The sequence below is a fragment of the Stenotrophomonas maltophilia genome, from assembly GCF_002799245.1.
GTDB classification, from domain to species: domain Bacteria; phylum Pseudomonadota; class Gammaproteobacteria; order Xanthomonadales; family Xanthomonadaceae; genus Stenotrophomonas; species Stenotrophomonas maltophilia_S.
Map to the genome: position 1 here is coordinate 153,633 of NZ_NEQV01000005.1, position 12,048 is coordinate 165,680.

14 protein-coding genes are annotated in these 12,048 nt (G+C 66.6%); all 14 read left to right on the plus strand.

What is annotated here, in order from left to right; all coding sequences use genetic code 11:
• The 14 genes from B9Y64_RS15680 to B9Y64_RS15745 all read left to right on the plus strand — a co-directional run bounded on the left by B9Y64_RS15680 (window position 1) and on the right by B9Y64_RS15745 (window position 12,048).
• Window positions 1-189, plus strand: a complete 189-nt coding sequence (locus tag B9Y64_RS15680) for a hypothetical protein (protein ID WP_100441503.1) — start codon at window positions 1-3, stop codon at window positions 187-189.
• A complete protein-coding gene (locus B9Y64_RS15685) occupies window positions 186-659 on the plus strand; it encodes a hypothetical protein (RefSeq protein ID WP_100441504.1) in 474 nt (157 codons plus the stop codon). Before B9Y64_RS15680 ends, B9Y64_RS15685 begins: the two co-directional genes overlap by 4 nt.
• Window positions 659-2,830, plus strand: a complete 2,172-nt coding sequence (locus tag B9Y64_RS15690) for a hypothetical protein (protein ID WP_100441505.1) — start codon at window positions 659-661, stop codon at window positions 2,828-2,830. The genes B9Y64_RS15685 and B9Y64_RS15690 overlap by 1 nt, the downstream gene beginning before the upstream one ends.
• Window positions 2,817-3,809, plus strand: coding sequence for a hypothetical protein (locus B9Y64_RS15695; RefSeq protein WP_100441506.1), 993 nt, complete (start codon window positions 2,817-2,819; stop codon window positions 3,807-3,809). Before B9Y64_RS15690 ends, B9Y64_RS15695 begins: the two co-directional genes overlap by 14 nt.
• Window positions 3,810-3,814: 5 nt before the next feature.
• Complete coding sequence (locus B9Y64_RS15700) at window positions 3,815-4,030, plus strand: hypothetical protein (RefSeq protein ID WP_100441507.1); 216 nt, start codon at window positions 3,815-3,817, stop codon at window positions 4,028-4,030.
• Between the two features lie 78 nt (window positions 4,031-4,108).
• Complete coding sequence (locus B9Y64_RS15705) at window positions 4,109-5,218, plus strand: N4-gp56 family major capsid protein (protein WP_065195896.1); 1,110 nt, start codon at window positions 4,109-4,111, stop codon at window positions 5,216-5,218.
• Window positions 5,219-5,289: 71 nt separating this feature from the next.
• The gene (locus B9Y64_RS15710) at window positions 5,290-5,736 is read left to right on the plus strand and encodes a hypothetical protein (protein WP_100441508.1); all 447 of its coding nucleotides are present in this window, start codon (window positions 5,290-5,292) and stop codon (window positions 5,734-5,736) included.
• A 53-nt stretch (window positions 5,737-5,789) separates the two neighbouring features.
• Window positions 5,790-6,353 carry a hypothetical protein gene (locus B9Y64_RS15715; RefSeq protein WP_100441509.1) on the plus strand — a complete coding sequence of 188 codons (564 nt, stop codon included), beginning with the start codon at window positions 5,790-5,792 and terminating at the stop codon, window positions 6,351-6,353.
• A 1-nt stretch (window position 6,354) separates the two neighbouring features.
• Window positions 6,355-7,035 carry a DUF6682 family protein gene (locus tag B9Y64_RS15720; RefSeq protein ID WP_100441510.1) on the plus strand — a complete coding sequence of 227 codons (681 nt, stop codon included), beginning with the start codon at window positions 6,355-6,357 and terminating at the stop codon, window positions 7,033-7,035.
• A gap of 1 nt (window position 7,036) precedes the next feature.
• Entirely contained in the window at window positions 7,037-8,350 is a 1,314-nt protein-coding gene (locus tag B9Y64_RS15725; RefSeq protein ID WP_100441511.1) for a hypothetical protein, read from the plus strand.
• A gap of 196 nt (window positions 8,351-8,546) precedes the next feature.
• Entirely contained in the window at window positions 8,547-9,179 is a 633-nt protein-coding gene (locus B9Y64_RS15730; protein ID WP_100441512.1) for a hypothetical protein, read from the plus strand.
• A 35-nt stretch (window positions 9,180-9,214) separates the two neighbouring features.
• A complete protein-coding gene (locus B9Y64_RS15735) occupies window positions 9,215-11,080 on the plus strand; it encodes a hypothetical protein (RefSeq protein WP_238379915.1) in 1,866 nt (621 codons plus the stop codon).
• An 8-nt stretch (window positions 11,081-11,088) separates the two neighbouring features.
• Window positions 11,089-11,562, plus strand: a complete 474-nt coding sequence (locus B9Y64_RS15740; RefSeq protein ID WP_088475838.1) for a hypothetical protein — start codon at window positions 11,089-11,091, stop codon at window positions 11,560-11,562.
• Between the two features lie 15 nt (window positions 11,563-11,577).
• A complete protein-coding gene (locus B9Y64_RS15745) occupies window positions 11,578-12,048 on the plus strand; it encodes a hypothetical protein (protein WP_100441514.1) in 471 nt (156 codons plus the stop codon).

Below are 12,048 nucleotides of genomic sequence, written 5' to 3' on the forward strand. Positions count from 1 at the left end.
GTGGAAGACCATGACGTCGAGCAGCTGGCCATCCACCTGCAGCAGGCGCGCGCCTACGCGCGGTACCTGCCAGGGGGCGAGAACCACGGCAGCCTGGTCGAGGACCACGTCCTGTCACCGGACCAGGCCGCAGCGGCGGTAGTGGAAGAGCTGGACGCAGCCCTGGAGCTGCTTGGAGCTGAGGCATGAGCGCCGAGCTCGAGCTCGCCCCAGATGGCTTCGTGTGGTGTGGCAAGAAGGGAGACCTCACCCTGTACCTGACCCACATCGTGCGCGATGGCGACGACGATGCCGCCCTCTACATCCGGAACGAAAACCGCCGTGTCGAGGGTGTGAACCCCGTGACCGGGATGATCGCCTATGGCAGCCCGGCCTACCTGGTGCCGTTCCGCGACTTCTGGATCTTCCGCCCGGAGGACAGGGATCGGGGCCGGCACCACCACATCGGCGACATGGTCGCCCGTCTTCAGAACGCCTCGGTTGCGCTCTACGGCCTTGACGTCCCGGCCTATCGGCACCGCATCCACGACGCCATTCTCGAATTCTGCGACGACGTGAAGAACCTGCGGCCGCCGGCGGAGCAGACCCGGGAGCAGTGGCTCGGCGAGATGGCGCGGATGGGGATCCAGATCAAGATCAACGGGCAGAAGGTGAACTGATGCAGACGATCGAGAACTTGCGCAGCGAGCCGGCCTACGACCCCGGCGCTGCCGACGTGGCCACCGCGGCGCCGCCGGACGTGGAAGGCCACCCGCTGGACAGCATGGAGAACCGTCGCCTCCATGCGAAGCTGCTGGACTACTGGTACACCGCCCTCGATGCGTTCTACGACAACCGCATCGAGCAGATGCTGGACTACGACTTCTACGACCATATCCAGTGGTCCGAAGAAGACCGCGCGGTGCTCGCAGCGCGCCACCAGGCGCCGCTGACCTACAACAAGATCAAGATGGCCATCGACTGGGTCATCGGCACCGAGCGCCGTACCCGCATCGATGGTGTCGTGCACCCACGTGCGGAGGACGACGTCGACATTGCCGCGGTGAAGTCGGAGCTGATGAAGTACCTCAGCGACACGAACCGCATTCCCTGGGCGCGCAGCCAGGCGTTCAAGGACGCCGCGATCGCCGGGTGCGGTTGGACCGAGGAATCGATCCGGACCGATCGCGCCGACGAGCCGGTGATGGTGGGCCACATTCCCTGGCGGCAGATGCGGCGCGATCCGGTCAGCCGCGCCCTGGACCTGAGCGACTGCCGATTCCTACTACGGGAGAAGTTCGCCGACCTGGACTATTCCGAAGCGATGTTCCCCGATCGCATCGAGCTGGTGAACCGGGCGGCCCAGGACCACTACGACGGCGACAACGGCGCCTTCGACGAAGAGCTGGACCTGCCCCAGGTCTTCCGCCGATACGACAGCCGTGGCCACACCGTGACCGGCCGGCGCATCACCGGCAGGGCCTCCCTGGACAGCCGGTGTCGCCTGCGGGTCCGCCTGATCGAGTGCTGGTTCAAACGCCCGGTCGCGCACAAGCGCCTGTGGGGTGGTGAGTTCCGGGGTGATCGCTTCGACCCGAACAATGCCGAGCACCAGGCGGCGCTGGCAGCAATGAAGGGCCAGGCCTCGCCGGTCTACTCGCTGTCCGACGCTGTGGTCGAGGAAATGTGGTGCGCAATCTTCACCGAAGGCGGCCTGCTGCAGCTCAAACGCAGCCCGTTCCGCCACGGGCGCTTCCCGTATACCCCGTACTGGTGCTATCGCCGCAACCGCGACGGAATGGAATACGGCCTGGTCCGCGGCGTGCGCGACTCCCAGGAAGATCTGAACAAGCGCATGAGCAAGCTGCTCTGGGCGCTGAGCACGAACCAGCTGTTCTACGAGGACGGCGCCATCGATGAGGACCGCATCGAGGAAGTGAAGCGTGAGATCGCCAAGCCGAATGGCGTGATCCCGCTGAAGAACAACGGACTGGGCAGGATCAAGGTGGAGCGTAACCTCGACGTGGCCGAGGCGCAGATCAAGCTCCTCGAGCTCGACGCGGCCCACATCCATGACGGCACCGGCGTGAACCGCGAGCTACTGGGACGCGAGACCAACGCGGCCAGTGGCCGGGCGATCCTGGCCAAGCAGCAGGAAGGCGCCGTGAGTACCGCGGAACTTTTCGACAACTACCGTCTGGGCATTCAGCTCAGCGGCGAAAAGCAGCTGTCGCTCACCGAGCAGTTCATGACCGAGGAACGGCAGTTCCGGATCGTTGGCGAGCGTAAGGGTCTGGACTGGCGGGTGATCAACCAACTGCGCCTGGACACCCTGAACAATATCTGGGTGGTCGACAACGACATCAGTCGCAACCAGGCCGATTTCATCGTCGACCAGCAGGACTTCCGCGAATCAATGCGGCAGGCCTTTGCGGAGCAGTTCTTTGACATGCTCGGCAAGCTGCCGCCGGAGATGTCCGTCCAGCTGCTGGACCTCGCCTTCGACATGATCGACATGCCGGGCAAGGACGAGGTGGTGCAGCGGATCCGCAAGATCACCGGGCAGTCCGACAACGAGCAGGACGTCGACAGCCCCGAGGCGCAGGCGCGCCAGCAGCAGGAAGCACAGGAGCGGGACGTCGCCCTGCGCGAGCGTATGGCCAAGGTCGGACTGGACGAGGCCAAGCGCGAAGAGATCATGGCCAAGGCCAAGTCTTTGCAGATCAAGACCAAGGGTGACGCCCTCAACGTCGCCGAGCTGATCGAGATCCTGCTCCCCCTCGCTCCGGCGGCCGACCGCCTCCTGAGCACCCAACAGACCCCCGAGGAAACCGCTCATGCAGCAGCCTGACAACGCGGGCCAGCAGTCGCTGGCCGCGAACGAACTGGAAATGACCGAGGGCGAGCGTGCGGCGCTGGCCAGCGCCGACGGTGCCGCCCCTGGCGATGCCGCCGCAGCAACCGGCACCGCCGAGACGTCGGCGGCCGCCGCAGCACCCGCGACCGCTACGCCGGCGTCCGATGGCTCAGCTTCTCCTGCAGCTGCAGCAACGCCAGCGGAAGGTGTGGCACAGCCGGCTGCAGCAGCTGCTGCAGCTGTTGAAGGCGCCGCCTCGGCGGTCCCGGCAGTGTCCGAACCGCCGCCGGCGACGCCCTTCGTGCCGACCTATGCGGCGGACGAGCGTGACTATGGAAAGGAAATCGGCGACATCAACGGCAAGCTGCAGGCCCTGAAGGAGAAGTACAAGGCCGGCGACGTGGAGGATGAGGCCTACGAGCAGCAGTACGAGGATCTGCGCGACGAGCGCAGCCGCGTCGAGCGCGCCCAGGACATGGCCACCCTGCAGCAGCAGATGAGCCAGCAGAATGCCGACCAATCCTGGGCATACCTGCAGCGCCAGTTCCTCTCCCGCCCGGAGAATGCCGCGATCGCCGCAAGCCCGATGCGTTTCGCTGCGTGGGAGCAGGCGATGCAGTCGGTGGTCAACGAGGCCGCAGCTGCTGGCCGCCAGCTCACCGACTGGGACATCCTGGCCGGCGCGCGCGATCTGCTGGTGACCGAGGGTCTGCTGCAGGCCTCCGCCGCGGCAACGGCGCCGCCGGTAGCGCAGGCGCCGGCAAAGCCGGACCGCAGCGCGCCGCTGGCCGAAGTGCCGAACACCCTGAGCACCGTGCCCGCGGCGGCAGACCCGACCTCCCGCTCGACCGCCGATGCGGCCGCCGGGATGGACAACATCGAGGACATCGAGTCATTCCTGGCAGGCAAGTCGGAGAGTGAACGCGATCGGATCCTGCGCGACGTGCCGGGCTCCTTCGTGGCGGACAACTGAGCCTCATGCCCAAGCTGCACACCACCCTGGAGCCTGGCGACGTGGTCCTGATCCCGTCCGGGTCAGGCGCATCGATCACCTTCACCGAGAAGAGCGGCAAGCGCTCGCGCGTGATCATCGAGTCGAACACCCCGGTGACCATCACGCGAGCCGGTGAGCAGCAACCTACTGGCGGCGCGCTGCAGCGCGTGGCGCGCCGGCCAACGCCCACAGCGGGCTGAACATCCTCAAACACCTGCGCAGTAGTGCGGGTCAACGACAGAGGCGCAGAAGTGCCGTGATCTCCCTGGAGAAGCAACATGGCACAGACGATCGTGGGTCTGAACGACCCCAAGGCCCGGAAGCTGTGGTCTGCGGACCTCATGGTTTCGGTATCCAAACAGTCCTACTGGACGCGCAAGATGATGGGCAAGGGGTCGGAGACCTCGATGCCGGTCATGCTGCAGACCGACCTGGAACAGGAAGCGGGCGACACCATCAGCTACGACCTGTCCGTGCAGCTGTCCGGTGGCGTCATCGAAGGCGACCAGAAGGCCGAGGGCAAGGGCGAGAAGCTCGACTTCTTCACCGATAAGGTCTTCATCGACCAGGCCCGCAAGCCGGTGAGCTGCGGTGGCCGTATGAGCCGCAAGCGCACCGTCCACGACCTGCGCAAGGTCGGCCGCAACCGCCTGACGGAATTCTGGGCGCGCTTCTACGACGAGCTCTTCTTCATGTACGGCTCGGGCGCCCGCGGCATCAACGAGGACTACAACGTCCCGCTGAACTACGCAGGCCGCGCAGGCAACGCGTTCGAGTCGCCGGACAGCTCGCACATCCTGTTCGGCGACGGCGCCAGCAAGGCATCGCTGACCGCGGCCGGCAAGATGAGCCGGGTCCTGATCGAGCGCGCCAACACCAAGGCCGCTTCGCAGGGTGGTGGTTCGACCCAGGTGGCGGAGATCCAGCCGATCACCATTGCCGGCGGCGAGCACTTCGTCACCGTCATGCACCCGTTCCAGGCGCATGACCTGAAGACCTCAACGGATCCGGGCAACTGGCTGGACATCCAGAAGGCGGCTGCGGCTGCTGAAGGTGCCAGCAACCCGATCTTCAAGGACAACCTGGGCATGATCGGCAACACGATCCTGCACAAGCACAAGTCCGTGGTGCGCTTCGGGGACTACGGCGCCGGTGGCAACGTTGCAGCGGCTCGCGCGCTGTACCTGGGCCGCCAGGCCCTGGTGTTGGCCTTCGGTTCGCCGGGCAACGGACTGCGCTTCGACTGGTCCGAGGTTCCGCTCGACCATGGCAACGACATCGAGATCTGCGCCGGCGCAATCTTCGGCATCAAGAAGACGCGCTTCAACGGCAAGGACTTCGGCACGATCGCCCTGGACACCGCCGCGGCCGATCCGAACCCGCAGTAAGCCTCACACCAAGAGCCCCGGCACGCCGGGGCTCTTGCGTTCAGAACCTACATCCTTCGCAGGAGAAATCCATGTCCACGAAACTCGCAATTGGCCGCAATAGCGGCGCATCGTCGCCGGCCGCCGGCCTGCTGGTGGTCAACGACTACAGCTGGCCGGTTGAAGCCGGTGCGGATGGCGATCTGGTGTTGATCGGTGAGCTGCCGGCCAACCACAAGCTGCACAGCCAGGGCTCCGGCCTGTTCGCCAAGCTGGACGCCGGCGGCAAGCTCGCCGCGCAGAACGTGAGCGTCTTCATCCCCGACGCGATCGATGGCGCCTCGGCGGCCGGCAACACCGTTATCGCGCCGACCGCGGTGGTTGCCGATACCGCCGCATTCGTCCCGGTGAGCCTGCATCTGATTGCCGAGGCCCTGGGCTCCAAGCCGGTGAACCGCCCGGTGTACGTGAAGCTCAATACCGCCCCCGGTGCCCAGCAGGGCGAGCTGATCCTGCGCCTGGCTGCTTTCCCGGCCTGAGCCCCCAACCGTAGCGGGGCTGCGCCTGCAGCCCCGCCTACCAGGAGCATCCCATGCTGATTGCATGCAAGTTCAAGCGCCCGAAGGCGCCCGTGGAGCTGGACGGCACCGTGTACTTCTTCGTGCCGATCGATCCCGCCAATGCCGATTCGGAGCACGTCGCCGACGTCGAGAACTCCGACCACATCCAGCGGCTGCTGGGCATTCCGGAGGCTTACTACATCGCCCGGGCCCAGAGCCTGCAGACCACCGCCAAGCCGGTCCCGCCGGTCGACCCGGCCGCAGGCCAGGAACCGCCGGCGCCGCCGGTTGTCAGCAACACCGGTACCGATGCCGGCGGCGCGGACGCGGGCGCCAGCAGCACCACGAGCACCGACACCGGCAGCAGTGAGCCGCCAGCAGGCGCGAACGTCGCAGCTACGCTGCCGCCGGAGATCGTCGAAGCCGCGGCCCAACTGAACGGACTGAGCTGGCAGAAGCTGAAGGCCGAGTTGGCCAAGGGCGGCATCGCCAAGGTCGTGATCAAGGCCGCCCTCGACCTGGAGCTGGCCAAGCCCGAACCCGACCAGCGCAGCACCACCCTGAAGGTGCTGAGCCAGGCGCTCGAGGAAGCCTGACGTGGAGGCGCGCACCCTCAGCCAGTTGATCGAGGAATGCCGGGAAGAGCTCGACGACGACGTGGCTCCCTACCTGTGGAGTGACGCCGTGCTGACCCGCCATCTCAACGAAGCTGTGGAAGAGGCGTGCATTCGGGCGCGGCTGCTCGTGGAGAGCGGCCGCCCCGATATTTGCCACATCGACCTGGAGCCGGGCCGCGCTGACTACACGCTCCATCCAACCGTGTACGTGATTCGCCGCGCGGTGCTGGCCAGCAATCTGTCCGACCCGCTCTGCCGGACCACCAGCGGCGCCCTGGACGGACGGCACTGCCACTGGCGCACCGAGGCAGGGCGCCCGGAGTATCTGGTGCGCGATCGGCAGGCGCGCGAGGTATCGGTCAGCCCGGTACCGGCAGAGTCGGACGTGCTGCAGCTCACCCTCTGGCGCGTGCCAGAAGCCGCCGAGGCGATGGAAGACAGCGAGGATGAGCCGGTGATCGATGCCATCCACCACCCGAAGCTGGTGCACTGGGCCTGCTGGCGGGCATTGAACAAGCGCGATTCCGAGCAGCGCAGCACCGCCGACGCCGACCGTCACCTCGCACTGTTCGAGAGCTACTTCGGCGAGCGGCCCACCGCGCGGGCGCTGCAGCAGTTGTCGATCGACCCCACCACCGGCACCCAACCCATGTGGTTCTGACATGCCCGTTCGCGATGAAGATCTCCGCCCAGCAGGCCCCTGGCCCCTGGGCATCAACAACGTGGCCGGGGAAGGAGCGCTGCCGACCGATGAGAACGGCATCCCGCGCGCGCTGCGCGAGGCCGACAACGTTGACCTGGACGCCGCCGGCCGGCCGCAGCGCCGGCGCGGGCACCAGCGCTTCCGCCCGGGCGCGCTGACTCATTCGCTGTGGAGCCATGGGCAACTGCAGCACGGGCTCTTCGTCGATGGCGGTCAGCTTCATGCCCTGCACGAGGATGAGCGTGTGGAAGCGCTGGGCATCGATGTCGGCCTGGATCCGCTGAGCTATGCACTGATCGGCGATCGCGTCTTCTTCAGCAACAGCACCGCCAGCGGCGTCCTCGACATCGACCTGCAGGTGCAACCCTGGTCGCCGGAACACCCTGCGGGCCAACCGCTGTTGGAACCAACCTCTGACAGCGCCCTTGCACCAGGTCAGTACCAGGTAGCGGCGACCTTCATCGATCGGTTGGGGCGGGAATCGGGCAGTACCCTGGCCGCGGCGATCGACGTCGCCGAGGGCGGCGGGTTCGAGCTCAGTGATATTCCGCTGCCGGTGGCGCCGGACACAGTCTCGGTCGCGGTGTACGTCTCCGGGCCGAATGACCAGGTGATGCGGCAGTACGTCATCCTGCCCGCCGGCACCCGCTCGGCACCGGTGCTGGCGCCGGGCGAGGGGAGGGCGCTCACCACGCAGTTCCTGCGGCCACTGCCACCGGGCCACATCGTCCGTGGTGCGCACGGCCGGCAGTTCGTAGCCAGTGGCCAGGAGGTGCTGTGGTCGGAGGCGCTGCGATACGGGATGTTCCGGCCCGCGACCAACCGCATGCGCTTCAACGCGCCGATCGATCTGATGGAACCCATTGGCGACGGAACCCCGGATGGCGCAGGCCTCTATGTCGCCGCCGGCGCGCGGACCTACTGGTACGCCGGCGCGGACCCCAAGGATTACACCCAGGCAGTCGCGCGCGGTAGCGGCGCGGTGCCGGGCTCGGCCATGGTCGTCAACGGTGACGTGATTGGACTGCAGTCCGCGGCACCGGTGCTGATCTGGCTCGCCCGCGATGGCTACTTCTGCATCGGGCTGCCGGGCGGCCAGGTGCAGGGGTTGAAGAAGGGTGAGGCGGTCGTTGATGACGCCGACCATGCCGCACTGCTACTGCGCCAGCAGGACGGACTGAGCCAGCTCGTCGCAGCGCTGCGGGCACCCAAGGGCCAGGCGCTGGCCGTCACCGACCGGGCAGTCGCCCACGTCATCCACCGAGACCCCTGAGCCATGGCTGTGTTGGCCAAGCCAGACGACGTGAAGCGTCGCCTGGATATCTGCCGTGCGTGTCCGAACGTCGAACGGCTCGGACGCCGCCTTTTCCTGCGCTGCAGGCTCTGCAGCTGTCCCCTGGCAAGCAAGACCCGATTCCAAGGGGCTTCCTGCCCCGCGGGCAAATGGTAACCACCGAAGGAGCAAACCGATGAAAATCATGAAGGCCCTGCAGAATCTGGGCACGGTGGGGCGCGACGCCATTCGCGCAATCCGCCGGCACAAATACGAGCTGTCCGAAGCGGGCATCTACATTCCCGCGGCGCGCGCGACCATCGGCGGCACTTTCCGGCATGCCCACGCCACTGCAGGCGGTGAGTTCGGTCCATGGCAGGTGGACCCGAATCGACTGGTCAAGGAGGGCCTGAACTACATCCTCAACACCGCACTCGGGGGCACCAGCCAGCAGACAGCCTTTTACCTGGCGCCATTCGCGGGCAACGTGACGCCGGCAGCGGACTGGAAGGGATCCACCTTCAAGGACGTGGCCACCGAGTTCACGGGGTACACCAACGCCAGCCGTCTGCCCTGGACCACCACACCCTCGACGGCTGAGGCGATCGGCAATAGCGCCGCGCTTGCCGCGGCGACGCTGGTCTACTCGGCAGGCGGGCCCTACAACCTCTACGGCATCGGCTTGCTGACGGGGTCCGCCAAGGGCGCCACGGCGAACATCCTGATCGCAGCTACCCGCTTCGCAACGCCGCGCACCAACCAGCTCGCCGGCGACAAGCTGGCGCTGGAATACGTGCTGTCGGCCAAGGACGAGGGCGACGTCACCTGATGAGCGGGCCGCGGTACAGCGGGTGGACGCCGATCGTGGTCGTTGGCGATCGGGAAGTCGCGGCTCAGCACGTCCCGGAAGCAAGGAAGCTGCTGGGCTTCGTGCTCGAAGAGGCCAAACGGAATGGCCTCGGAATCGCGAACCTGCGCCGGGAGCTGCAGGACGGCACTGTGCTGCTGGCCGAGAAGATCGGCGAGCTGCCACGGGTCACGATCATTGCCCCGGGGCCACCGCCGGTAGAGGAACCGCCGGAACCCCGCGGCGGCTTCATCATCTGGCCGCGATGGGACGTGCCCACGGGCGATCCGGCGCAGCGTGGCACGCAGGTGGATCCGACAGGCAACGATCCGACCGGGTGGCTGGAGTTCGCCGGCAGCCGGGTGGTGACCCGCTACTGGCGGAGATGGGATGTGGTCGATCAGATCCAGAGCGCCCGCTACGAAAGCTACAACCGGCCGGACCTGTATCCCGATGGGCTGTACTTCTTCGGGAACATCGACTGGAAGGACGGCGAGGACCTGGCGCTGTCGTTCTATGGCTTCTGCTCGAGGTACGTGCACGACGTTGCCTTGCTCGACATCGGCGCGCGCTGGGTGCTGCAGCAGGGCCAGGCGCTGTTCGACCGGATCTCGTACGCCCAGGAACTGCAGCAGGATCCGCCCGAATACCTATCGTGGCGCGTCAACTCCGCCTGCGTGCGCAAGACGTCAGCCGGAGCCCAGGAGCTGCTGGTGGCATTCACGAACTACACCCAGGGGCAGCCCACCACCGCGCAGTCGGCCTTCGTGGCCTTCAGGTTGCATCGCAACGAGGGGACGCCGCAGAAGGGCGACTGGGTCGTCGAGCCCGGCAGCCACCGCCTGCTGGGCATGACGCCCGGGCAGATCAATCCGGAGGGCAGCACTTCGGGGAACACGTTCACCGATTCGGCCATGCCGTGGTTCTTCAACGGTGATGGCACCCGGGCGATACGCACCGTCAACAGTGAGCAGACGGCGGTCGCTGCGTTGATCAACACCATGACCCAGGAGGTGGAGATCTCCGACAGCGGCATCACCCACAACGCAGTCCAGGCCGCCTACCTGCAGGGCAACTACGCCGGAAGTGGTGGGAACTTCGCCTTGGTCGCGCCCACGCGCGGCCTGGTCGTGTCGGACTTCGCCGGCATGGAGCGGAAAGATGCCTATCTGGCGCTGCGGCGGAGCGAGGGGCGGTTTGCTGTGGAGGCCAACAACTACCAGGGATTGGTGCGCGTGTCGGTGGTGCTGGAGTTCGACGGCGGCGAGATCACCTTGATCGATCGGGACTTCGCGGTCGGCAATGACCGCCAGGACTATCACCTGTTGGCGTACATGGACGTGCGCCACAACCTGTTCTCGGGATGGCGGATCCAGGGTTTCAACGGTGCCCACACGATCCAGCCATTCGCCTACATGGCAGGCCGAATGGTGTATGGCGAACCCGAGCCTGTGGCATGGGATCCGAGCTCGGGCACCGGAGCACCGTTTCCGGGCCTGGACACGCGTGCGCCTGGCGCCGTCACCGACGGTCTCGTGTTCGGCAGCTACTGGGTTGGCGCCAGCGGATCTGGCTGGGGGCCACGCACACCGAACCAGACCGGCGTGATCTGGAACAAGCACCCCCGCGAGGGCCTGATTGCGTTCAGCGGTTCCTCGCTGCTGGTGCCGCTGATGATGGACCGACAGGGCGTGAGGGACTTCCTCGGCTTCGATTGGGCCGGGGGCTGGAACTACAACAAGGGGCGCTACTGCGTCTCGATACCTGGCGCCTACACCGGTGCACTGAACTACCTGACGGGTCATGACCTGGGGGCGTTGCTCGGCGTTACCGCCGAGGACAGGCGCTTCTACCCGCTGACCGTCCTACCCAAGCCCATCTAGGAGCCTTCATGGCCGTGAACACTTCTACGGGGTTCGAGGCGTCGATCCTTGGCCCGTCGGCATTCGAGGGGATCTTCCGCGCCGGTTGCATCGAGATCCGCACCGGGCCCCAGCCGGAAACTGCAGACATGCCGGCCACCGGTGCGTTGCTGGCGAGAATCACCGTTGACGGCGGCGTCTGGCAGCCAGGCGTTTCCGCCAATGGCCTGAGCTTCGTGCGCAACGGCCGCTACGTCTACAAGGACGCCGCCCAGCGGTGGGTACTTCGCGGGCTCGCCGCGGGAACCGCGGGCTGGTTCCGCCTGGTCGGCAACGCGCCCGACGCCGGCGCGGTCTCCTTCGAATCTCCCCGCATCGATGGCGCGATCGGTCTAGACGACGACAGCCCGGGCGACTTCCAGATGCGCCTGCCCACCCTGGCCATGGCCACCGACACCAGCATCGAGATCGGTGAATGGTGGTTTGCGATCCCCCCACTCTGACGAAGGAACAGCACCATGACGATCTCCATCCCGCTCGCGCAGGCCCTGCTGGGGCAGGTCAAGAATGCCCTCGACGGCGGCTTCCTTTACGTGTTCGCTGGGCCGGTACCGGCCTCGGCCGACGCTGCCCTGGATATGGTGGGCAGTCACACGCAGCTGGCGAAACTCTCGGTCAGCGGCGGCGGCCTGACCTTCTCCGCTCCCGTCGGCAATGTCCTGCCCAAGGCACCGAGCGAAGAGTGGGAAGGCCTGATCCAGTTTGAGGGTGCCAATGCCGGTGCCACGAGCCTTTCCCCCTCGTTCTACCGCTTCTGCGCTGCAGCCGACGATGGCCGTGGTTCCACCACCGGCGTTCGCCTGCAGGGCACTGCGGGCGGGCCTGCCTCCAATGCGGCCGTGCTGTTCAGCAGCGACGTGATGACGGCCAACGGCAGCAACAGCACCGGCGTGAGCATCTTCAACGTGGTTGCCGACCAGGCCAGCTGA

Bases quoted from the DNA above. Each gene is read 5' to 3' on its own strand.
- B9Y64_RS15685 (WP_100441504.1), top strand. From the start codon at position 186: ATGAGCGCCGAGCTCGAGCTCGCCCCAGATGGCTTCGTGTGGTGTGGC.
- B9Y64_RS15690 (WP_100441505.1), top strand. From the start codon at position 659: ATGCAGACGATCGAGAACTTGCGCAGCGAGCCGGCCTACGACCCCGGC.
- B9Y64_RS15695 (WP_100441506.1), top strand. From the start codon at position 2,817: ATGCAGCAGCCTGACAACGCGGGCCAGCAGTCGCTGGCCGCGAACGAA.
- B9Y64_RS15700 (WP_100441507.1), top strand. From the start codon at position 3,815: ATGCCCAAGCTGCACACCACCCTGGAGCCTGGCGACGTGGTCCTGATC.
- B9Y64_RS15705 (WP_065195896.1), top strand. From the start codon at position 4,109: ATGGCACAGACGATCGTGGGTCTGAACGACCCCAAGGCCCGGAAGCTG.
- B9Y64_RS15710 (WP_100441508.1), top strand. From the start codon at position 5,290: ATGTCCACGAAACTCGCAATTGGCCGCAATAGCGGCGCATCGTCGCCG.
- B9Y64_RS15715 (WP_100441509.1), top strand. From the start codon at position 5,790: ATGCTGATTGCATGCAAGTTCAAGCGCCCGAAGGCGCCCGTGGAGCTG.
- B9Y64_RS15725 (WP_100441511.1), top strand. From the start codon at position 7,037: ATGCCCGTTCGCGATGAAGATCTCCGCCCAGCAGGCCCCTGGCCCCTG.
- B9Y64_RS15730 (WP_100441512.1), top strand. From the start codon at position 8,547: ATGAAAATCATGAAGGCCCTGCAGAATCTGGGCACGGTGGGGCGCGAC.
- B9Y64_RS15740 (WP_088475838.1), top strand. From the start codon at position 11,089: ATGGCCGTGAACACTTCTACGGGGTTCGAGGCGTCGATCCTTGGCCCG.
- B9Y64_RS15745 (WP_100441514.1), top strand. From the start codon at position 11,578: ATGACGATCTCCATCCCGCTCGCGCAGGCCCTGCTGGGGCAGGTCAAG.